Origin of the sequence: Vibrio sp. 10N.261.55.C5 (genome assembly GCF_041470505.1) — a bacterium.
Taxonomy (GTDB): Bacteria; Pseudomonadota; Gammaproteobacteria; order Enterobacterales; family Vibrionaceae; genus Vibrio; species Vibrio crassostreae_C.
The window spans coordinates 1-22095 of the sequence record NZ_JBFRMS010000044.1 but is presented as its reverse complement, the minus strand read 5'-3'; the positions used below and the strand labels follow the sequence as shown (position 1 = coordinate 22095).

Annotated in this window: 18 protein-coding genes; 4 read left to right on the top strand and 14 right to left on the bottom strand. The window is 44.3% G+C overall.

What is annotated here, in order from left to right; translation table 11 throughout:
• Positions 1-135 precede the first annotated feature (135 nt).
• The 13 genes from AB4263_RS16100 to AB4263_RS16040 form a co-directional block, all read right to left on the bottom strand.
• The gene (locus AB4263_RS16100; RefSeq protein WP_102393510.1) at positions 136-588 is read right to left on the bottom strand and encodes a type II secretion system protein; all 453 of its coding nucleotides are present in this window, start codon (positions 586-588) and stop codon (positions 136-138) included.
• Positions 589-623: 35 nt separating this feature from the next.
• Positions 624-1199 (bottom strand): prepilin-type N-terminal cleavage/methylation domain-containing protein, encoded by a 576-nt coding sequence (locus AB4263_RS16095; protein WP_372082777.1) that lies wholly within the window; start codon positions 1197-1199, stop codon positions 624-626.
• A 79-nt stretch (positions 1200-1278) separates the two neighbouring features.
• Entirely contained in the window at positions 1279-1734 is a 456-nt protein-coding gene (locus AB4263_RS16090) for an MSHA biogenesis protein MshF (RefSeq protein ID WP_102393512.1), read from the bottom strand.
• 3 nt (positions 1735-1737) lie between these two features.
• Entirely contained in the window at positions 1738-2961 is a 1224-nt protein-coding gene (locus tag AB4263_RS16085) for a type II secretion system F family protein (protein WP_017061351.1), read from the bottom strand.
• 12 nt (positions 2962-2973) lie between these two features.
• Positions 2974-4698, bottom strand: a complete 1725-nt coding sequence (locus AB4263_RS16080) for a GspE/PulE family protein (protein WP_017061350.1) — start codon at positions 4696-4698, stop codon at positions 2974-2976.
• Positions 4688-5863, bottom strand: coding sequence for a tetratricopeptide repeat protein (locus AB4263_RS16075; RefSeq protein ID WP_372098520.1), 1176 nt, complete (start codon positions 5861-5863; stop codon positions 4688-4690). Before AB4263_RS16075 ends, AB4263_RS16080 begins: the two co-directional genes overlap by 11 nt.
• A 2-nt stretch (positions 5864-5865) precedes the next feature.
• Entirely contained in the window at positions 5866-6705 is an 840-nt protein-coding gene (locus AB4263_RS16070) for an ExeA family protein (RefSeq protein ID WP_017061348.1), read from the bottom strand.
• 53 nt (positions 6706-6758) lie between these two features.
• The gene (mshL, locus tag AB4263_RS16065) at positions 6759-8396 is read right to left on the bottom strand and encodes a pilus (MSHA type) biogenesis protein MshL (RefSeq protein ID WP_102321221.1); all 1638 of its coding nucleotides are present in this window, start codon (positions 8394-8396) and stop codon (positions 6759-6761) included.
• A 15-nt stretch (positions 8397-8411) separates the two neighbouring features.
• Positions 8412-8744 carry a hypothetical protein gene (locus AB4263_RS16060; RefSeq protein WP_017061346.1) on the bottom strand — a complete coding sequence of 111 codons (333 nt, stop codon included), beginning with the start codon at positions 8742-8744 and terminating at the stop codon, positions 8412-8414.
• Complete coding sequence (gene pilO, locus AB4263_RS16055; protein ID WP_017061345.1) at positions 8737-9384, bottom strand: type 4a pilus biogenesis protein PilO; 648 nt, start codon at positions 9382-9384, stop codon at positions 8737-8739. Before pilO ends, AB4263_RS16060 begins: the two co-directional genes overlap by 8 nt.
• Entirely contained in the window at positions 9384-10826 is a 1443-nt protein-coding gene (locus tag AB4263_RS16050) for an MSHA biogenesis protein MshI (RefSeq protein WP_017065934.1), read from the bottom strand. The genes pilO and AB4263_RS16050 overlap by 1 nt, the downstream gene beginning before the upstream one ends.
• A gap of 2 nt (positions 10827-10828) precedes the next feature.
• Positions 10829-12844, bottom strand: coding sequence for an RNase E specificity factor CsrD (csrD, locus tag AB4263_RS16045; protein ID WP_372098519.1), 2016 nt, complete (start codon positions 12842-12844; stop codon positions 10829-10831).
• Positions 12845-13005: 161 nt separating this feature from the next.
• Entirely contained in the window at positions 13006-13563 is a 558-nt protein-coding gene (locus AB4263_RS16040) for a single-stranded DNA-binding protein (RefSeq protein WP_017061342.1), read from the bottom strand.
• Positions 13564-13841: 278 nt separating this feature from the next.
• On the opposite strand from AB4263_RS16040, the gene AB4263_RS16035 reads away from it, so the two are divergent.
• The 4 genes from AB4263_RS16035 to AB4263_RS16020 all read left to right on the top strand — a co-directional run bounded on the left by AB4263_RS16035 (position 13842) and on the right by AB4263_RS16020 (position 20360).
• Entirely contained in the window at positions 13842-14489 is a 648-nt protein-coding gene (locus tag AB4263_RS16035; protein WP_029235092.1) for a LuxR C-terminal-related transcriptional regulator, read from the top strand.
• Positions 14490-14646: 157 nt separating this feature from the next.
• A complete protein-coding gene (gene galU, locus AB4263_RS16030; RefSeq protein ID WP_102398232.1) occupies positions 14647-15519 on the top strand; it encodes a UTP--glucose-1-phosphate uridylyltransferase GalU in 873 nt (290 codons plus the stop codon).
• Between the two features lie 149 nt (positions 15520-15668).
• On the top strand, positions 15669-18500 hold the full coding sequence (gene uvrA, locus AB4263_RS16025; RefSeq protein ID WP_017061339.1) for an excinuclease ABC subunit UvrA: 2832 nt from the start codon (positions 15669-15671) through the stop codon (positions 18498-18500).
• A 96-nt stretch (positions 18501-18596) separates the two neighbouring features.
• Positions 18597-20360 carry a PglL family O-oligosaccharyltransferase gene (locus tag AB4263_RS16020; protein ID WP_017061338.1) on the top strand — a complete coding sequence of 588 codons (1764 nt, stop codon included), beginning with the start codon at positions 18597-18599 and terminating at the stop codon, positions 20358-20360.
• Positions 20361-20440: 80 nt separating this feature from the next.
• Here AB4263_RS16020 and ltrA read toward each other — a convergent pair whose 3' ends face one another.
• Complete coding sequence (gene ltrA, locus AB4263_RS16015; RefSeq protein WP_372098539.1) at positions 20441-21733, bottom strand: group II intron reverse transcriptase/maturase; 1293 nt, start codon at positions 21731-21733, stop codon at positions 20441-20443.
• Positions 21734-22095: the final 362 nt, after the last annotated feature.

The following is a 22095-nucleotide window of genomic DNA, read 5'->3' as shown; positions in this document are numbered from 1 at the left end:
TAACTGCCAAGCGAATACTAATTATACAAGATAACGAATGTAGTGATCTTATGTATATGAATAGTTTTGATATTTATGTGCTTTGGATAGAAAAAAGGCCAGCATCTGCTGGCCTTCCATAATCATTTCAAATAATTACTCACAAGCTACCAAGTCAATTGAAGGTTCATCTCCCTCTGACTGAGCTTGTTGATAAGTAACGTGACAAGTAGCAGCATCATTTGCAAAACCGTAGGCAACGGTACCAGCAGATTGACCTGTTACTTCTGTCCAATCATCAGTCAAGCCAGATACAATTGCAGTTAATGCTGCAGATGTACCTTCAGGATAACCCCAAACCACATTAATAGTACTTTGACCAACTGAAATTGCAGTAGGCGCTTCAGTTCCTTCTTGCCCAGCAATAGCTGCCTTACCATAAGTAATACCCGCAGCTCCAGCCATAGCCCCCTTAAGGCCCTCTGCTGAAGCTCGTTTAGCATCATCTTGCAGATTCAAGAAACGTGGTGCCGCAGTTACAGCAAGAATACCTAGAATAACAATTACAACCACTAGTTCGATTAGGGTGAAACCGCCTTGTCTTTTCATAGTTAAGCTCTCTCTATGTTTAATTTTACGCAGACTTACTGCAAAGTTACGGTCACACGACCAGTTTTAATTTCGTAAACAAACTCATGCTCAGTACTGCCTTCTAATTGAACGTAAGTACACGTTGCATCACCTGAATTCGCTTGCGCTGAATATTTGTAATTTGAATCACTAGCAACAACTGAAACCTCACCAACTTTAGGTGGATTTTGCAGCAAGTTTTCCATCAACTCAGAACATGTTTCATCTGAAATATCTTGTGGAGCAGTGCTCGAATTATTGTTCAGAGTCCACGGATAGCCATCTCTAAAATCGGTATCGACATTGTTACTGTTTTTTGATCTCGTTAACCAAAAATCAACACCATCATAATTTACAGTATTGTATGTTTCAACACCTATCTTCTCTGATGGCCTAGCCTCTGCTTCCCACTGTGCTCTTGCCGACAGTACTGCTGTCGCAAAACCACCAGCGACACCTTCAATACTGGATTTTTTAGCCTCATCGGTCACATCTAAGAAGCGGGGTAAAGCCGCCACTGCCAATAAACCAACGACAACAATTACGATGACTAATTCGACAAGGGAGAAACCCTTTTGATTTTTAAGCATTTTCTACCTACTCATCTAATTACTAACGCGCATTATACATTTGCACACGTATAAAACCATAAAAACAGTGTCAATATTCTCACAAAGCCAAAATATTGGCTTTTACACTAAACCTTTCTCTTTCGAGTAATATATCTACCTGATATTTATCACCATAATGATAACTACAATAAAACTGTATGTTATCACTTTTATCTTCAACACTTGGAGAGCTTAGCCCTAAAATGCTCCCTTGAGGATATAATTGATCCAGCCAATAATTACAGTCTCGCTCCGTACCTTGGATAGGCATTACCCACCCAGTTCTGCTGTAGATCTTTGGGGGTTCCGAGCCTTCTTCTTGCCCAGCACCCGATAACAAATACTGCTGTTTGAACAAATTGGCTTGCTCTAAAATCCGCTTGCTCGCGACGATAAATGCCGTGTTAGTCGCTTCTTCTTCTACCGTTTTGAATGCCGAAAGTACACCGACAATAAGAAAAAGAATAACCACAGTCCAAATAACAAAACGTGAGCGTTGTAGGTTATTTAGCATTCCCTAGCCTTTGATCGCATCCAACATTCCCCACATCGGCAAGAAGATACCTAGCGCCAAAATCAGCACCATGCCTGCAACGATGGTTAACAAAATGGGTTCAATTCTGGCGGTTAAGGTTTTCAGATCGTAATCGACTTCGCGGTCATAAAAATCAGCCACTTCAAGTAATAGCTCATCAATACGACCCGTCTCTTCACCGACGGAGATCATTTGTATCACGAGCGGTGTGAAAATTTCGCTGTTAATCGCGGTCGACGAAACCGTACTACCGGCTTCAATGGCCGATTTCATGGCTTGAACTCGCAACTCTAGAAAACGGTTATCTAAAGCTTCCGCCGAAAGCGCTAGCGACTGGTTCAGTGGAACACCCGCTTTAAGCATCAAAGCAAAAGTACGCGAGAAGCGTGACAACAGTGCTCGATTCACTACCCCGCCAATGACCGGCATTTTTAAGCGTAATCGATCCCACTTTTCCAAGCCTTTGTCTGTCTTCACCCAAGCTTTAAAAGCGAAGATAAGACCAAAGATCACTCCAAGCATTAAGCCCCAGTAATTCACAAAGAACTCAGACATACCAATCAAGATACGAGTAGGCAGCGGCAAGTCGACACCAAAGCGCGCAAACATGCTTGAGAACTGTGGAATAACCTTGATGTTAAGAATGAACATTGCAATCAAGATAAAACTGATCACGAATGTTGGGTAACGCATCGCAGTCTTAATTCGTTTGCGAGTCTCAACTTCTTGTTCGTAATATCCAGCTAATTGCAGTAAAGCCTGATCTAGACGGCCTGTGTTTTCACCAACGCCAATCATCGAGACAAACAACGGACTGAATACCTTTGGGTGCATCTGCATTGACGCCGCTAAGCCGCGACCATTGGTTAGCTCAGCAACCACCTCTTCCAAGGCGGCTTTCAGCTGCTTATTTTCGCAGTTTTGAGTGAGGCCTTTCATCGATCTTAATAGTGGTACACCCGCTTTGGTTAGGCTGTATAACTGTCGACAAAACAGAACCAACACCTCTAACGGTACACTCGGAAAGAACAGACTCGATACATCCATATCTAAGACTGAACCACCACTTTTGCCCAGTTTGATAGAGGTTGGAATGATCCCTTTACTCATCAAGCTTTCAGCAGCAAGATCTTCGTTATTCGCGTCTAATTGCCCACTTACTTGACTACCATCAGAGCTGCGACCTACATAACGATACGTTGGCATATCATTCTACCCCTACAGATAAATTGGGTCAGTGGCACCGGACGCATCACCTTCGCCAAGATGCATTATCTCATCAAGACTCACGACACCTTGCAGAGCCAATTCCATCGCAGAAGCCAATAACGGTTTATAGTTTTCAGACTGTCTCGCCTTTTGAGCAAAACCTACCGCATCATTAGCTCTCAGTGCATCCATCATGTTTTGCTCTAGCTCCAACATTTCAAATACACCAATTCGCCCGCGGTAACCGGTTAAGTTACAGTTCTGGCAACCACGGCCTTTCATAAACGGCACACCTACTTGGTTAGGGAAACGGACGCTCAGCCATTGCTTGCGAGGTTCATCTAACTCATCCTCAACCTTACAATCTGTACACACTTTACGAACTAATCGCTGTGCGACTACTGCTCGAACAGCGCTCGCGACCAAGTAACCCGGAGCACCCATATCCATCATACGCAACGCGCTGTCTACCGCATCATTGGTATGTAACGTACTTAATACTAAGTGGCCGGTCAGTGCAGCTCTCAAGCCTATCTCAACGGTTTCGTGGTCACGCATCTCACCGATAAGAATAATATCGGGATCCTGACGTAGAAAGGTTCTCAAGATAGTAGAGAAATCGAGATTGATCTTAGGGTTTACCTGAACTTGATTCACACGAGGTAGGCGGTATTCCACCGGGTCTTCCGCAGTAATGATCTTTTTACCCGGTTCGTTTAATTCACTTAACGCGCCGTATAAGGTTGTTGTTTTACCTGAGCCGGTTGGGCCGGTAACCAAAATCATGCCATGTGGACGGCGCAATTGTTGACGCAGACGAACCAACAGATCACTCGGTATGCCCGACTCTTCTAGTTTACGTAGGCCTGCTGACTGGTTAAGAAGACGCATAACCACTGATTCACCGTGCTGTACTGGCATGGTCGACATACGAATATCAACCGACTGACCTTTAGCTCGGATATTAAATCGGCCGTCTTGAGGAAGACGTTTCTCTGAAATATCGAGGTTTGCCATCAGCTTCAAGCGCAGTACAAGTGCTGAAGCAATATTCACTTCATTCAGCAATGTTTCATGCAGCACACCATCAATACGCTGACGAAGACGCAATACGTTTGAATCTGGCTCGATATGGATATCCGAAGCACCAACCTGAATAGCATCTTCAAATAGTGAGTTGATCAGCTTAACGACGGTAACTTCATCACTGTCTTCTTCAGCGATATCGAAATCAAAAGCATCATTAACTTGGTGTTCAGCGTGAAGTTGCTCAGCAAACGAGGCAATCTCTTTGGTTCTTCGATAATAGCGATCGAAGCCATCAACCAATTGCCTTTCTTGAGCAACAACGAATTCAAGCGCGTAATCGCCGAGCTGACCAAGCAAAGACTCTTGGGCAAACAGATCCGCAGGGTCACTCATTGCAACACGCAAAGTGTCACCTTGGCGTCCAATAACCAATGCACGAAGGCGACGAGCATGTACTTCGGGTAAAAGCTGTACTGCTTCAACATCGACAACGGCTCGGCTTAAATCAATAAGAGGAATCGCTAACTGCTGCGACAAAAAGCTCAGCATTTGCTGTTCTGACAAGAAGCCAAGCTCAATTAGCGCATCACCCAGCTTACGCCCAGTACTTTTCTGAGCGGCCAGTGCTTGTTCAACTTGAGCCTCAGTGATAATGCCTTCTTCGACAAGCAAATCACCAAGTCTTTTTCTTAATCTAATTTGCATCGCCGCTCTCCTCTAAAGCATTGAGTATTTTTAACCGGTCACGCACAAAGCTTTGTGATTGAGATGAGATACCGACTCTAGTCAACGCACCTTGATATGATTGTTTTGCTGCAGCGAAGTCTAACTGGCGTTCTTGCTGAATCGCTAAGCCCAACCACCAGCGAGCGTTATCTGAATCGACTTCAACCAACTTTTGATAACTCTCGAGTGCGATTTCTTCTTGCTGTGATTTTTGGCTCAACGCCGCACGCATTGCTAGATACTCTTGAGTTGGATGCGGAGGCATGTGTACTAAAGGGCTCAGCGCCGCTTCTGCTTGGTTAGCTTTAACCAGCAGTTTAGATAAACCCAACCGTAGCTTTTCGCTGTTGATATTAAGTTTGATACCAGATTGAAACAGCTCGTAGGCTTTGCGAGTATCGCCTTTACCAAAATAGAGAATCGCAAGTTTCTGACGGACATCTTCATTTCGTGGCGTGTAGCGTAGAGCTTCAGTGTAGCCCTTCAACGCACCAGTAAGATCGTTCGCATCAAGCGCTTTCTGAGCTCGACCTTGTGCATTCACAGATAGCTGTTCCGGAGTTAACTCAACCTGTTCGATCAACATTCCGCTATTTTCTGAATCACCAGAGGCTACAGGCTCATTAGAGATAGACGCAGGATCTTTTTTGGCCACACTAGCAACGTAAACTGGTTGGGGGATGTCAGTCCTAATCGTTTTAGGCGTGCTTAGAGGTTTAGCCGGTGTTTGTTGTTTTGTCGCTTTTGGGGCAGACATAACAACTGATTCGGAAACACTAGGCTTAGATTGAGCGCTTTTTGCCATCGCAGTGTTTTCTGTTGAAAGGATCGCAGAGTCTAGTGTCACCAATTTCTTAGTTGGCGATGAGATAGGTTGAGCAACTTCCTGAATGCCATTTGAATCATCAACGACAGAGACTTGAACCTGTAAATCTCGAGTTGAGATTGACTGCTCAACAATAGACTGATCAATCACAGGGCCTTGCGATATCGCCCAGCCGCCCATCGCTAAACTCAAAGTAAAACCCGCAACAACCCAAACTAGGGGGGAACGCGTTTTTACTTTAGGTACGACTGCCGCTTCAATCGAAGTCGCTGACTTTTTCTTTGCCAATTCAGACAAGGCGTTGTTAATGACGCTCATAATTAATTCCAACCCCACAGTATTGGCGTTTTAAATTTAGGCTTACACACATCGTACGTTTCATGCATAGCTGAAAAAAGATGTTGGTTGTCGATACTTTTCTTATCTTCACTGAACGAAAGCAATAGAGCCTTATGGCAAAGTTGATTTATCAATCTAGGGATACCTAACGACGAACGACAGATCGCCTTTTTTTGATTCAAGCTGAATAACTCAGGGCTACCACCAGATTTAGCGATTCGATTATCAATATAAGCCACCGTTTCATCGAGATTCAGCGGTCTCAGTGTCGAACTAAATGTGATTCTTTGGCGAAACTGCCTTAGGTGGTACGCCTCTAATCGAGCATCCAATTCTGGCTGACCTAATAAGACAATCTGCAGCAGTTTTTTATCTTCCGTTTCAAGGTTACCAAACAACCTTAATGTTTCGAGCGCTTCATCCGATAGAGCCTGAGCTTCATCAAGAATAGCCACCACTCTTAAACCAGAATTGTGCAATTCAATGAGCTTATGCTGAATGTTATCAACCAAGGTTGCTTCATTATCGACAGCTAAACCAAGCTCTGTTGCAACCGCCTGGCGCAAGTCTGCCCCTGATAACACAGGGTTTGGTAAGTAGATCAGAGCTGTACAGTCATGTAGGTGATTGACCAACATCCGGCAAACCATGGTTTTTCCAGTGCCTACCTCTCCGGTCACCTTAATCACGCCCTCGCCCATTTCCAACGCCGAGATTACCGTCTGAATCGCTTCGAAATGAGGCGCTAAACCATAGAAGAAATCGGTATTCGGCGTTAAGGTAAATGGCAGTTGTTCAAAACCAAAGTGAGCTTGATACATACGACGACCTAGCTTAGTGAGACACTGCCACTCTATATTGAGAAAGTAAGCAATTACTCTTCATCAGGGAACCACTGCTGAAGAAGATCACGTGAACGCTCCAACTCATTTTGCCAAGTATTCACACCCACGATCGTTGGCTTAAGCAAGATCACGAGTTCAGTTTTTTGCGTTAACTGATTGGTGTTACGGAACAAATGACCTAAGGCTGGAATATCACCGAGGAATGGAACTTTAGAGGTCACATCACTGGTATTTGATTTCATTAACCCACCAATAACCACAACATCTCCATCTTTGGCGCGAATCACTGAATCAGACTCACGAATAGAGCTTTTCGCCAAAGGAAGTTGCACCAAGCCCGTCGTGGAACCTAGGTTGAGCTCTTTCACTTCTTCCTCTACCTCAATAACGGCTGGGTGTACATGTAAGAACACGCTACCTTTATCGTCTATCTGAGGGGTAACATCTAAAGAGATACCCGAAAAGAACGGAGTTAATTCAACTTCAGGTGCGACATTCGCGTCATCACCACTACCGACCGAACTTGATAAATCTGTTACGTAGTATTCGTCGGTACCCACTTTGATAACCGCTTTCTGGTTATTTGCCGCCGTGACTCGCGGGCTCGATAGAACATTAAGGTCACCTTGAGTGTCCATAAAGCTCAAAACTGCTTCAAAGCTGCCATCTGAAATCGTTACGTTAGTTTGTCCGCCTAACAAAGAGCTGATTGCATCTAACGGCGGTAAAGTACTTGCCGGACGATCAATTACAACGCCACCGCTGCCAATCGACTTAGACAAATTCGACCAGCTAATTCCCTGTTGGTAGCCGTCACTCAAGGTCACTTCCATGATTTTGGCTTCCAAGATAACTTGGCGCTGCAAACGCTTCTGAGAAATACCTAAGAACTCTCGAACCTCACGAATTTCGTCAGGGTAAGCACGCACTGTAATCACACTCGCTTGCGGGGTCACGACAACGCTTTGCCCATCACCCGAGCCAATTAAGTGAGCAACCGCCGCTTCAAGCTGTGGCCAGAAATCACTTTCAGAGGTCGTTTCAATCTCTGTTCCGCCATTCGATGTCGAATTCGATGAGTTAGAAGAGTTGGATGAATTTGACGAGTTTGAGTTCGAGCTTGAAGAGCTCGATGAATTCGAATCTGAGTTAGAGATCGTGCCGGTGGTGATCGTCGTTAGTGAGCGACCAGAACGCTTAACTTGTAAGTAATCGACAGGGATCGTTACGGTGCGAAGACCGGCAGGATAAACTTGAATCACTTTGCCACGCTTTTCAATATCGTAGCCATACATATCTTGAGCAACAGCCAGTACCTCATCTAACGTCACGTCCGTTAGATTAAGCGTAAGGTTTCCAGACACACTTGGGTGAATAGCCGCACTATATTCCGTACCTTTCACTAAGCTGGCAAAAAAAGTTCTCGCTTCAACGCCTTTTGCCTGAATACGAAAACGCTTAACCGTTTCCATCCCCGGAGACATCGAGTCAGAATTAAGCTGAGGCATAAGGTCATCTTGAACCGACGAAGGCAGCTCATGAAGCGCTCTGCTATTGGCTTCATTAATTGATTCGTTTAAAGACTCTTTAATCTCAACAGGATCTCTATGCCCCATCGAACAGCCGACTAAAGATGACACTAGGATTGCTACTACAAGTTTACGCATGTCTTCACTCTAACCTTAATTATTCTTAACATCTAAAGAGAACATCTCTAATTTCCACTGCTTAGAGCTTCTCTGCAGAGTGACGTATTCTGGATCTATGTTCTTAACTCGGTACCCTCTGATCGTTTCCCCTTGTCCGAGAATCTGACCATTCATAATCGCATAGCAAGGCGTATCTCCCTTACACACGATGCTTTCTAAAGAAGGCAAGCGATAACGAGTTGGTGCTTTCTTAGCAGGCGCCGTTTTCTGTTGAGGTGAAAGCCAGCCTAATGGCGCCGTGGGATCTTGCTCAGCCCACACAAAAGAGCTACTAAATAGCAAGGACAACAAAAGAGTTCTAACCACCGATAAACTCCTGTCTAGTACCTAATGTGTAAACCTCGAACACCAGTCGAGCTTTAGGATATTCTTCTACTGAGTATTCAAATGTGCGCCAGTAGTAACTCACAGGTAGAGACTCAAGTGCTTGAAGGTAAGCTGAGATATCAAAGTAACTGCCGGTTAGCTCCATTCTTACAGGGTGAAGAAAGTAGCCTGAATATTCGCTGGTCTCTTTATTGTTCGAAATCGCTTCTGGTTTTAATGACTCTAGCGATTCAAGCTTTAGTCCATTACCGGCGTTAAGAACGCTCTCCAGTAACTGCGACATTTGAGAAGGTGTGATTAATCCATCAACAATCTGAGAAAGCTGAAGAGAGAGATCTTGGCTCTCCACCAGCAGCTTTTTGTACTCTCGATTAATTTCTTTGTCTGGGTCTTTGTTTAACTGAGCTTGCAGAACAAGTAACTCACCTTGCTGCCTTTGATTCGATTGAGTCAGGCTGCTCGCCTTGGCATTTTTAGCTTGTAGATCGAGATACGCAGGCTCAACCAATAAGGTGAACAACAACATCGATAGGCCAACAAAACCACACACAAAAAGTAGCCATTTTTCTCTTTGACTTAATGCAAGAAACTTATCGCTCAGCTGGTTCCACTGCTGCATTATTTACTCTCCCGACGAGTACTTAGCTCAAACGTCACCACATCCTGATCATTACGGCCAATTTTTAGTTTTTCAAAAGTGCGTCCGACTAAATTAAGCTCACTTTTAAACTGACCAATCCAGTTCGGAACGACATTTGCGTTACGAGCCAAGCCACTAAGATCTAAAGTATCGTGGGTCATGTAGATGTGCGAAAGAGAAATGTCATTTCGGCCTAATTTAGCTAAGGAATTCATGACGCCAGAATACCCGACTTGTTGGGATTCGTCGTATTGTCCAACAGCCTTCAAAGCCTCTTTTTTAGCCTCAGTCTCACGTTTGAGACGCGCAACCGCCGCGACTTTCTCTGGAGACGGTTTATGCTGAGTTAACTTACTATTCAATTGGTTAACTTGCTTGTTAAGTTGATTCGAGTCTTGTTGCAGGGCTGTTAGCTCTTTATCTAGATTAGAAACTTGATACTGCATTGCGAAGTAACCACCAAGCATCAAAACACAAACTACTCCCCAGCTCGCAACAACATTGGTCAGCGTAAAATATTCTTTTTTAGGCTTAAGGTGTTCAGGGTAAAGATTGACCTTAAACGTCTCTTTTTCAGCTGCAAGTTTAAGCAACAAACTCTCTGAATTATCACGCTCACCTTCAACCAACAGTGAAACTGTCGAGCTCAATGTACTGTTTAAGGCACTTTGTAACTCTGCTTCATCTTCTTCGTCACAACAGATTTTAAGCTGGTGAAGCTGGGTGCCTTTAATTTGAGAAGAAAGGTAATCAATCGAGCGTTGAAGCTCTAAAGCGAGGCCATCTAACTGCAGAGCACTTGACGCAACACCCGTTAAAGGTGGCACAACACTGCGGATGGTTCTTTGAAAACAAACGGTATTTTCGACAAACGCACCCAATTTAAAGTGTGAATTGACGCTACGTTGTAAAAGAATGAAATTAGACAGTTCGCCTGCACTGTAACCCCAGATTTCATCTTCAGGAGCAACACCTATTAATTCAACCTGAGCCGAATTAGTGATATTCAAAAGCTTGTCCAACAGCTTTTTAGGCAGGACATATACTTGCAGCTTGTTCGACGTTGGTAACGCGACCGCACTCGCAGTAATTTCCGTGACTCTTTCTGAAACAAGATCTTTGAGTAAAAAAGGCAGTGCTACCGACCATTCACTCTCTGGAATGTCCGGTTTATCAATTTGGTAGGTTTGGTAGTAGTTAGCACAGACAATCAGTTGGACGCTATTACTGGTAAACGCCTCACTGCTAAGCGATTTTTTTAGCGCACTCTCCCAGTCCCCATTAACCACGGGAATGCTGGCTACTTGAGGATCTTGTTCTGTCGATGAAATATAAATGGCGTCATTGCCCAGCAAGACAACTTGCGAGCTACCTTTATTATTCGTTGGCTTTATTTTGTCTAAAATCGCTTTAAAATTCATTCTTAACTACTACTCTTACGCCATCGATTTCTTCGTCCAACTTTGACAACAGATTCCGCTTTCGCGGCTTTTTCTGCTTGATTAGGCAAAGGGATAATTTGTTGTTCTTCGTCGAAATATCTCCCTTGATAGCCGTTAATGCCTAACTCTATCAAGGTATTCTTTTCTTGTTTTGTCTCGACTCCAACGGCAATAACTTGAGTTGGAGAATCACCACACGCCCCAATTAAGCTTCGAACAAACAGTTGGTTCTCATGCCTTTGGTCGATTTTCTTTATTAGGCTTCGATGAAGCTTAATATAATTAACCTTCAAATCCTTTATATAGTGAGTGCTAACAATGGTTCGCCCAGCTTGGCCAACCACAACTTTACACCCTAAACCTCGCAACATCTTTGCCACCGGTCTCATATAATCAAGATGAGCAATCAAGTGCCCTTCTGGAAACTCAAACGCAAGCTGAGAGCGGTGTTGAGCAGAGAGCTGTAACAACTCACTCCTAAACCACTTAAAGTGCTGTTTATTAGCAAACGGGGTAACATTCAGATTCACTGAATAGTTGATAGGTTGAGTTGATTCTTTCAACGATTTCAACACAACCTTTAGAACCGATTGGTCCATTTGAGCTTGATAACCCACTTGCTCTACCGCAGGCATAAATCGAGACGATTTCAATAAACCTTTGTCAGGATCCTGAATTCTAGTAAATATTTCTCTATGCAATTCATTAACTTGACCAGGTTCCGGCATAAGATAACACCGCTGAGCAAAGATTACTAAATTTTCAGGAAGCAGCGCTTTATCAAGTAATGTTCTCCAACGAACACTGCCTCTATCAAGCTCATTCTTATTCTCTTTCGGGTAACGGCTCCAGTTATTAATACGCTCTAACTGAGCACTCTTTAGTGCCGTTTCCGTTTCATCCATGATCTGGCTATGACGCTCACCTTCGGTATACATGGTCACACCAATATGACACCAGTTATCCGACTCTAAAGGCTCTGGCGGAGTTAGCTTATCTAACTGCCTTAAACACTGAGCAGCCAAGGTCGCAATATCTTTTGCGCCCTGATGAGGGATAAATACAGCAAAGTCCGCTTCGTAATAGCGAGAAAAAATGACATCGGGATAGCGTTGAACGATATTCGACAGTACTTCACCGACTTCAATAATAAAGCCGTCTGTAGTTTGCTTATCGTTAGCATCACTAACTTGCTCCCATTCGTCGATACGTATCAGTAACACACCGCCTCGAGCACCACTTTCATGCAGTGCCGATTCCAGCTTATTATCGAATAAAACTCGGTTTGCCGTTCCCGTGAGTTTATCTAGGAAAGTATGGGTACGAATAAAGGTATCAAAGCGACTTCGTTCTTGACGAGCATCTTGCAGCTCTTCGATCAAGACATCCAAGGCTTCACTTGCCGTGTATGGCCATTCAAGTTCATCTCCCTTTGCATGAGCCTCAACTTGCCCTGCGAGGATCATTCTTCCTCGCTCTTCCAAGATCTCAGAACCCATCAACTGTTCCTTCAACCAACGAACACCACGAGCCAGACAGAAAAGGATCAATGCAACCGCCAAAGTAATTGACCACATTGCTTCCATTGAGTAGCTATAACCAATATAAGGAGGAAGTGCTTTAAATTCGATTCGGTAGCCTTGATTACGCTCTAAAATGAAGCTTTTCTCATAAAGACGATTGGGATCAATTTGTGGGGAGGTATCTTTGAAACGATAAACGATGCCGGTCTTGTTCGAGAGTTTCATCTCAACAATATTGCTCGCCTGCAACATCTTAGGCATCCAACGCTGCATTGAATACGCGGCGTCAGGGTCTTCCATCTCTTTATCTACAACGTCGACAATGCCAACCAAATAATGGTCTAAATATTCCTGTCCAATACGCTTAAAGGAAAGTGTGCCACCAATAAAAAGAATGAACATCGCACTGATCACTATCACGGTGACAAATGCGACCAATCGAGTGCTCAATTTTAGTGTCGGGGTATATCTCATGAATAACGAAATCCTTTTCAACTCACATTATACCGTATTGCTACTTATACTATAAATTGACGTTGTAAATAAAGCGTTAAGAATTGTAGGTAACAAAAAGCCGCGATGAACGCGGCTTTTTCCAATTTAATACTGTCTTTATAATATATTAAAAACAGGGATTAAAATGGGATGTCATCATCAAAATCCATTGGCGGCTCATTATATTGAGGTTGAGCCTGCTGAGGAGCTTGTTGAGGTGCTTTTGGCTGCTGTTGAGCGGGAGCACTGTATTGTTGTTGCTGTTGTTGTGGCTGCTGTGGCTGACCCCAACCACCTTGCTGTTGGTTGTTACCCATGCCACCTTGAGCAGGAGCACCACCTTGAGCACGGCCGCCAAGCATTTGCATTACACCATTGAAGCCTTGAACAACCACTTCAGTTGTGTAGCGATCTTGACCGCTTTGATCTTGCCATTTACGTGTTTGAAGTTGACCTTCAATGTAAACTTGAGAACCTTTACGTAGGTACTCACCAGCAACTTCCGCAAGCTTGCCAAACAGAGCAACACGGTGCCATTCTGTTTTTTCACGCTGCTCGCCAGTTGCTTTATCACGCCATGACTCTGACGTTGCAATGGTAATGTTCGCTACTGCGCCGCCATTTGGCATGTAACGAATTTCAGGGTCATTACCTAGGTTACCCACTAATATAACTTTGTTAACTCCACGGCTAGCCATGATTTGCTCCGTCTAAATTCATAGTCTCAGAAAATTTTAGCGCACAAGAATAGCATGCTTTTCTGCAGTGATAAATCGCATTCCTATTCTCTCCTCACTACAAAGAATAAAAACGTAACAAATCATGATATTCAGAGCGATGTTGCTTTTTTCTCCACTTACAAACCACTCATTTACTTTGATAATTGATATTCAACGCAAGTCACTATCAAGGCGCTAGAGAAGCTAAAGCCTGCATGACAACGTGGAATCTAATCCCACTCAAACAGGACGTTTCAATGAGAAAATCAAGATACGCTCGCACTTTACACTTTCTGTGCATCGACCCAAACGATACCTATCTACATGTAAAAGAGATAGAAAAGCATTTATCTATTGTTCTCTACAAAATGACACCCGACGAATTAATGCTAGTTGATAGAAAGCGGAGTAACCGGATCTTGCTCGTCGATTACAGAGAGGTACCACAACTACTGATTATTTGTCCTAACCTGACTGTTATGTGGAAAAATCACGAAATCATTTTATTCAATGTCCCCCAGCAACTTCCAACCTCAGAGCTTCTTACCTATGGGGTACTAAAAGGACTCTTTTACAACACTGAACAAAAGGACAAGATTGCTCGTGGTCTTCAAGAAGTCATTGATGGCGATAACTGGCTGCCAAGGAAGGTAACCAATCAACTGTTGTTTTATTATCGCAATATGGTCAATACCAACACCACACCAACCAATGTTGATTTAACCATTCGTGAGATCCAGGTGATTCGCTGTCTTCAATCCGGGTCTTCAAACACACAAATCGCCGATGACTTGTTTATTAGTGAGTTCACGGTTAAATCTCACCTCTATCAAATATTCCGTAAGCTTGCGGTAAAAAATAGAGTTCAAGCGATAGCATGGGCAAACCAGAACCTGCTTGCATAATCGACCCACCTCTTAGTCTGACGATAATTTTGAGGGAAGCTCTAGTAAACCATGGCTATTGTTGCTGAATTTTCGACATAACTTATGCTAGAGTTGCCCTCAGAAATATCAACCACTCAGGTTGAATCAATAATTATTATAGATAAAGGGTCTTATCATGATCAAAAAGTGCCTTTTCCCGGCAGCTGGCTACGGTACACGTTTTTTACCTGCAACCAAGTCAATGCCTAAAGAAATGATGCCTGTAGTAAACAAACCTCTGATTGAATACGGTGTAGAGGAAGCTATCGAAGCTGGTATGGATGGAATGTGCATCGTTACTGGACGTGGTAAGCACTCGATCATGGATCACTTTGATAAAAACTACGAGCTTGAGCACCAGATTAGCGGCACCAATAAAGAAGACCTATTGGTTAATATCCGTGAAACGATTGAAGCGGCAAACTTCACCTACATTCGTCAACGTGAGATGAAAGGCCTTGGCCATGCTATTTTAACGGGTCGCGAACTTGTAGGCGATGAACCGTTCGCAGTAGTACTTGCTGATGACCTTTGTGTGAACGAGCAACAAGGCGTGCTAGCTCAGATGGTTGCGCTATACAAACAGTTCCGCTGTTCTATTGTTGCTGTACAAGAAGTTCCAGAAGAAGAGACTCACAAGTACGGTGTTATCTCTGGCGAAATGATCAAAGATGACCTTTTCCGAGTTGATGACATGGTAGAGAAGCCAGAGCAAGGTTCAGCACCAAGCAACCTAGCGATCATTGGTCGTTATATTCTGACTCCAGATATCTTTGAATTAATCGAGCAGACAGAACCAGGTAAAGGCGGCGAAATCCAGATCACTGATGCATTGCTAAAACAGGCAAAAGCAGGCTGTGTATTGGCTTACAAATTTAAAGGCCAACGTTTTGACTGTGGTAGTGTTGAAGGCTATATCGAAGCAACAAACTACTGCTTCGAAAACCTATACAAGAAAGACCAGCAGCAAATCGAGCTAGGTAAACACTCGACCAAGAAAGAAGCATAACGACTGGTTAATCACTAACGTTACTGATTTTAGAAAGGGCGACTCTTTGAGTCGCCCTTTTTGTTTACTGTTTTTTTATCCAGTAAAACTTTGCACAAATCTCACTCTATGTAATACTTTAGCCACTTAAAATTACATGGTCTATTGAGATGGATAAAATAGAAATTAGAGGCGCTCGTACGCATAACCTCAAAGACGTCAACCTAACCATTCCACGTGACAAACTGACTGTCATCACTGGATTATCGGGTTCAGGAAAGTCGTCACTTGCGTTTGACACACTCTACGCAGAAGGTCAGCGTCGTTATGTTGAATCTCTGTCTGCTTACGCTCGTCAATTTCTATCTCTTATGGAAAAGCCTGATGTCGACCATATTGAAGGTCTGTCTCCAGCTATCTCAATAGAACAAAAATCGACTTCACATAACCCTCGCTCAACCGTCGGTACCATTACCGAAGTCTATGATTACCTCAGATTATTGTATGCGCGAGTAGGCGAACCTCGCTGTCCAGACCACAACATCCCTCTAGCAGCACAAACCATCAGTCAAATGGTCGATAAGGTCTTAGAACTGCCTGAAGGCTCAAAGATGATGTTGATGGCACCGATTGTCAAAGAGCGCAAAGGTGAGCATGTTAAAACACTGGAAAACTTAGCTGCGCAAGGCTTTATCCGAGCCCGAATTGATGGTGAAACCTGTGATCTATCCGATCCACCAGCACTTGAACTTCATAAGAAGCACACCATTGAAGTTGTGGTAGACAGATTCAAGGTTCGTCCTGATCTTCAACAGCGTTTAGCCGAGTCATTCGAGACCACATTAGAGCTCTCTGGCGGTATCGCTGTCGTCGGCTGGATGGACGAAACGGATCAAGAAGAGATCGTATTCTCTGCTAACTTCGCTTGTCCTAAATGTGGTTACAGCATGCAAGAGCTTGAGCCTCGCCTGTTCTCATTTAATAACCCGGCAGGAGCCTGTGGTACGTGTGATGGTCTTGGTGTTCAACAGTATTTTGATCCAAGCCGAGTGATTTTAGATGAGAACCTAAGCATTGCTGAAGGTGCGATAAAAGGTTGGGATCAAAAGAACTACTACTATTTCCAAATGCTAACGTCGCTGTCAGAACATTATGGTTTTGATCTGTATGCGCCATTTAATTCTCTACCGAAAAAGACTCAAGAGATCATTCTAAAAGGATCAGGTCGTACTGAAGTGGAATTCAAGTACATCAATGACCGAGGTGATATTCGGGTTAAGCGTCATCCATTTGAGGGCATTTTAAATACCTTGGAGCGCCGTTACCGTGATACTGAATCGAGCGCAGTGCGTGAAGATCTTGCTAAATACATCTCAACCAAATCGTGCTCTAGCTGTGATGGCACTCGCCTGAGATTAGAAGCTCGTAATGTTTTCATTGGTGATACAACACTTCCGGAAATCGTTGAACTTAGCATTGCTGACGCACTACAATTTTTCCAAGAATTGAAGCTAGACGGTCAACGTGGGCAGATCGCAGATAAAGTGATGAAAGAGATCAATGATCGTCTGCATTTCTTAGTCAACGTTGGTTTGAACTACCTTAACCTATCACGCAGTGCTGAAACGCTGTCTGGTGGTGAGGCGCAACGTATTCGTTTGGCGAGCCAAATCGGTGCCGGTTTAGTTGGCGTTATGTATGTACTTGATGAGCCATCAATTGGTCTCCACCAGCGCGATAATGAACGTCTATTGCAAACCTTAATTCACCTGAGAGACTTAGGTAATACGGTACTTGTTGTGGAACATGACGAAGATGCAATTCGTTGTGCTGACCATGTTATCGATATCGGTCCAGGAGCAGGGGTGCACGGTGGTCACGTGGTGGCAGAAGGTACCATGCAAGACATCATCGAAAACCCGAACTCTTTGACAGGCCAATACCTGAGCGGTGCTAAAGAAATTGCAGTGCCTGAAAAGAGAACGCCTATCGACAAGAAAAAGGTCGTCGAGATCGTTGGCGCAACGGGGAACAACCTAAAGAATGTGACCGCGACAATTCCTGTTGGCTTGTTCAGTTGTATTACGGGCGTATCAGGTTCGGGTAAATCAACGCTTATCAACGATACCTTCTTTAAAGTCGCCCACACTCAATTAAACGGTGCCACGACTGCAGTTCCAGCAAAGCACAAAAAGATTAAAGGGTTAGAACATTTTGATAAGGTAATCGACATAGATCAAAGCCCTATCGGTCGTACACCAAGATCAAACCCTGCGACCTACACAGGGATTTTCACCCCTATTCGTGAACTATTCGCGGGCACTCAGGAATCACGTTCTCGTGGTTACAAGCCAGGTCGATTCAGCTTTAACGTTCGTGGTGGTCGTTGTGAGGCTTGTCAGGGAGACGGCGTAATCAAGGTAGAGATGCACTTCTTACCCGATGTGTATGTGCCTTGTGATGTGTGTAAAGGTAAGCGCTATAACCGTGAGACTCTAGAGGTCCGCTACAAAGGTAAAACCATTGACGAAGTTCTAGAGATGACTGTGGAAGATGCTCGTGAATACTTCAACCCGGTACCTGTTATCGCTCGTAAACTGCAAACTTTAATGGACGTTGGCCTCTCTTACATTCGCTTAGGGCAAGCAGCTACAACCTTATCTGGTGGTGAAGCTCAGCGTGTTAAATTAGCGCGTGAACTGTCTAAACGAGACACGGGAAAAACCTTATACATTCTCGATGAGCCAACAACAGGCCTTCATTTCCACGATATCCAGCAGCTACTGACGGTATTACATAGACTGCGTGATCACGGTAATACAGTTGTCGTGATTGAGCACAACCTAGATGTCGTTAAAACAGCAGACTGGATCCTAGATCTTGGCCCAGAAGGTGGGCAAGGTGGTGGTGAGATTGTTGCAGAGGGTACACCTGAAGATGTGGCGTTAGTCGAAGGTTCACACACTGCTCGCTTCCTTAAGCCTATGTTAAATTTGAAGTAGGTGTAAAATAGCGCCCTGCGGGCAGACAGAAAAATGTTAAAGTAACAGAGCTTGTTTCAGAAGGAACAAGCTCTGTTTTTATAAGGTTAGGGATTTATGGCAACAATACACACTAGCGGTACTCAGCTAGAAAATCAGGTCACTCAGCTACCACTCAACAAAGCATTTCTGGCTTCTTTAGCTGTTGTATTCTTGTTAGCTATGCATTTTTTTATGCCGAATCCTGGTGGTTCGGGCCTTGCTCTATCCTTTAACCCTACCACTTGGCTAGCGCTAAGCTTCACGCTAGCGATTGGCTTTTACCAACTCGCGACCAATCGAGTACTCAAGTATTCCAAATTAACAATTGGCTTGTTGATTAGCTGCATCATACTCACGCTACCCATTTTATACAGCAATGCTGCACCTCAAGGAGCGTCAGGACGCTTGCTTGGATTGTGGGCGGGCTTTGCCTTATTTGTGGTGCTGCAGCAATTTAAGTTCAGCAATAAACACAAGCAACGTATGTTGTGGTTCATTGTACTTGCTGTTGTTATACAAGCACTATTTGGCTATGTGCAATATTTCTTATTAGAACCTGGCAACCTATTTGGCTACAACACTGCTGCAAACCGACCATATGGGATATTTCAACAACCGAATGTAATGGCAAGCTTTCTTGCTACTGGTTTTGTGCTGTCCGCTTACCTTTTAGCAAGGCAGCCGGCTAAATATAACCATAAGATCAGCGAATCATTCCTACTGTATTTAACTCCAACCTTAACCGTGCCCTTGCTGATCATCATTGCATCACGTACCGGATGGTTGGCCGCTGTCATTGGGTTTATCTGCATTCTGCCCTATCTATACAAGTTCTCGACCAAGAAACGCTTCTACGGATGGTGCGCATCAGTGCTCGTCGGTGTCGTCGTCGCTTTTTCGGTGATCAGCCTAAGTGCGACTGATAGCCTCGCTAGCAAGAAAGCGAACCTAGAAAGCCCGCGCGCTTATACGTTCCCGCAAGCTTTAGATATGATGATCGAAAAGCCATTTACAGGTTATGGTTACGGGAAATTTGAGTCTGAATACACGCTATATACAGCTCGCCAACATCAACTCAACTCGAACTATCATCCAGGTCTTCCTTCAATGGATCACCCGCACAATGAGTTCCTGTTTTGGGGAGTTGAAGGGGGGATTGTACCAATCATCGGAATCTTGATTGCTGCAATATTGGTGATGTCACGCATAACAAGTTCAGCAAAGGGAACACGTCTAGCCCTGCTCGCGTTATTTATCCCAATCCTTTTGCACTCTCAACTTGAGTATCCTTTTTACCACTCGGCGATTCACTGGATAACATTCATTATATTGATTTACTGGGTAGATCAGCGCTCTTCCCGACATTATCAACAGTCGTTCAGTATCATCAGCAAGACCCTATTTAGAGTGTTGAGCTTAGTGCTCCCTATTTTGGTCAGTTTTTATATGTTGAGCGCCCTGCACACCAACTATGTACTGACTAAGTTTGAACTGTCTAAGCCGAAAAATCCGGACATTCTTAAGCAGGTAACGAACCCAGTAGTGTGGAAAGATCGCTACGATTGGGATATATACAGCACTTACCTTAATATCGGCCTCTACAAAGCCGACCCGAGCCTTATACAGCCTTACATCGATTGGTCACTGGAGATCATAAAGAGTAAACCAAGACCGGCTTTCTACAGCAATCTGATTCTGGCGTATCAAGGCCTAGGAGAAGAAAGTAAAGCAGAGCAAATTCGTAGCGAAGCGAACTTTTTATTCCCTAACAGAGACTTTTCAAAGGTTCAGTATAAGAAAGTGTCACAAGCAGAAGATAACGTTTCGTCTGCAGAATAGCTGAGAGTTTACGAGATATTAACTCGTAGTATTACTTTTAGAGCAATCGAGTAGGAGGAGGCCTCGCAGCCTCCGTCCTCTCACACCACCGCACAAGCGTGGGTCGCATACGGCGGTTCCGAATATACTTTCAGTGACTCGTACCCATCTCGCAATGAGTACAGGCCCAACTCCTCGAACCATTTTATTGGCATGGCGTGATTTATCTGCGGCGTTAAGGCCAAGTGCCACCACCCTTTATCTGACATCGCTACCTTCCACGCATTGCGCTCCGTTACACCTTGTTGTTGTAACCATGTCGCTATGCCGTATCTGCGTTTGCGTTGTTTTAAGCGGTAACATCGTAGCCGTCGCCGTATCCATTCGTCTAAGCGCTGCAAGCTGCTTTTCCGTATGGCGAGTTTGAAGTAGTGTTGCCAACCTCTTAGGTATTGAGTTAATTCCGCTATGACTGCTTGCAACTCTCGCCCTCGGTTTCGCTTCGTTATCTGCCGCACTCGCTTCTTCATTTGAGTTTGTGCTGCCTTCGATAGATGGATTGTTCCATCTATCCCGAAGCGGTGGCTTAAGTAAGTCCGCTCTGTCACTCTTGTCGCACCACTTTTCTCTCGATTTACCGTGAGCTTCAGCTTTTGCTCCAAGAACTCCGTTATCGACTCTTTAACTCGATAAGCGGCTTCTTCACTATGAACGTAGATTTGGCAGTCGTCTGCATATCGACAGAACTTATGCCCTCTGCGCTCTAACTCTTTATCCAGTTCATCTAATACGATATTGGATAGCAACGGGGATAATGGTCCACCCTGTGGTGTCCCTCTTTGTCTCTGTTCAACCATCCCGTTTCGCATTATGCCTGCCTGTAGATATAACCTGATGAGCTTCAACACTCGTTTATCACTGATGTCCTGTGACAGTCTGTACATCAGTCTATCGTGATTCACTGTGTCGAAGTATTTCGCTAGGTCGATATCTACAACATAACCTCGACCTTCTCGGATGTAATGACTGGCTGCCGTTAATGCATGGTGCGCACTGCGGTTTGGTCTAAATCCGTAACTGCTATTGGAGAACTTGGGGTCATAGATATCTGACAGTACTGAGGTCATTGCCTGTTGGACAACTCTATCAAGCACGGTTGGGATACCTAGTTGCCTTACGCCACCACTAGGTTTAGGGATTTCTACACCAAGTACCGGTTGAGGTTGGTAGCTTCCTTCCAGAAGACTCTGGCGAAGCGCTTGCCCATTTGAAGCCTGTCGAAGTGTTGAGATAGTCGCATCTATGTCGAGTTTGTCGACACCTGCACATCCTTTGTTCTTCTTCACTCTTCGTAGAGCTTGATTCAAGTTGGTTGAAGAGCAGATTTGCTCCATCAACGACGTTGAGATCACCAAGACTCGTCCTCCTGTTTACGCCAATCATGCTTGTCATTCTTCATCACCATGAGCTTTACTTGCTGTATCGCCCATTGGGACGTAGAGATGGTTTTCATCTTGCTATGACCCCACATGATTGAGTGTCTAGTGACTGCTTCTTGATATATTCAGTTCGGGCCTTCCCTTAAGTTGTACTTCCTTAAGGTACTATGCCTTCTGCTGACTTCTTATTGCTCGTCATACCGCATCGCTGCTGTATTAGTCTCTATCGAGACAAGTAATAAGATCTCCCGAGGTAAGACGTTGCTCTTTCCCTTGGCCGTGCCTGATTTATCACTACACACTTCCCGTCGAGGCAT

Excerpts from the sequence above, each read along its gene's own strand:
- AB4263_RS16100 (WP_102393510.1), bottom strand. The coding sequence starts at position 588 with ATGAAAAGACAAGGCGGTTTCACCCTAATCGAACTAGTGGTTGTAATT.
- AB4263_RS16095 (WP_372082777.1), bottom strand. The coding sequence starts at position 1,199 with ATGCTTAAAAATCAAAAGGGTTTCTCCCTTGTCGAATTAGTCATCGTA.
- AB4263_RS16090 (WP_102393512.1), bottom strand. The coding sequence starts at position 1,734 with ATGCTAAATAACCTACAACGCTCACGTTTTGTTATTTGGACTGTGGTT.
- AB4263_RS16085 (WP_017061351.1), bottom strand. The coding sequence starts at position 2,961 with ATGCCAACGTATCGTTATGTAGGTCGCAGCTCTGATGGTAGTCAAGTA.
- AB4263_RS16080 (WP_017061350.1), bottom strand. The coding sequence starts at position 4,698 with ATGCAAATTAGATTAAGAAAAAGACTTGGTGATTTGCTTGTCGAAGAA.
- AB4263_RS16075 (WP_372098520.1), bottom strand. The coding sequence starts at position 5,863 with ATGAGCGTCATTAACAACGCCTTGTCTGAATTGGCAAAGAAAAAGTCA.
- AB4263_RS16070 (WP_017061348.1), bottom strand. The coding sequence starts at position 6,705 with ATGTATCAAGCTCACTTTGGTTTTGAACAACTGCCATTTACCTTAACG.
- mshL (WP_102321221.1), bottom strand. The coding sequence starts at position 8,396 with ATGCGTAAACTTGTAGTAGCAATCCTAGTGTCATCTTTAGTCGGCTGT.
- pilO (WP_017061345.1), bottom strand. The coding sequence starts at position 9,384 with ATGCAGCAGTGGAACCAGCTGAGCGATAAGTTTCTTGCATTAAGTCAA.
- AB4263_RS16050 (WP_017065934.1), bottom strand. The coding sequence starts at position 10,826 with ATGAATTTTAAAGCGATTTTAGACAAAATAAAGCCAACGAATAATAAA.
- csrD (WP_372098519.1), bottom strand. The coding sequence starts at position 12,844 with ATGAGATATACCCCGACACTAAAATTGAGCACTCGATTGGTCGCATTT.
- AB4263_RS16040 (WP_017061342.1), bottom strand. The coding sequence starts at position 13,563 with ATGGCTAGCCGTGGAGTTAACAAAGTTATATTAGTGGGTAACCTAGGT.
- AB4263_RS16035 (WP_029235092.1), top strand. The coding sequence starts at position 13,842 with ATGAGAAAATCAAGATACGCTCGCACTTTACACTTTCTGTGCATCGAC.
- galU (WP_102398232.1), top strand. The coding sequence starts at position 14,647 with ATGATCAAAAAGTGCCTTTTCCCGGCAGCTGGCTACGGTACACGTTTT.
- uvrA (WP_017061339.1), top strand. The coding sequence starts at position 15,669 with ATGGATAAAATAGAAATTAGAGGCGCTCGTACGCATAACCTCAAAGAC.
- AB4263_RS16020 (WP_017061338.1), top strand. The coding sequence starts at position 18,597 with ATGGCAACAATACACACTAGCGGTACTCAGCTAGAAAATCAGGTCACT.
- ltrA (WP_372098539.1), bottom strand. The coding sequence starts at position 21,733 with ATGGAGCAAATCTGCTCTTCAACCAACTTGAATCAAGCTCTACGAAGA.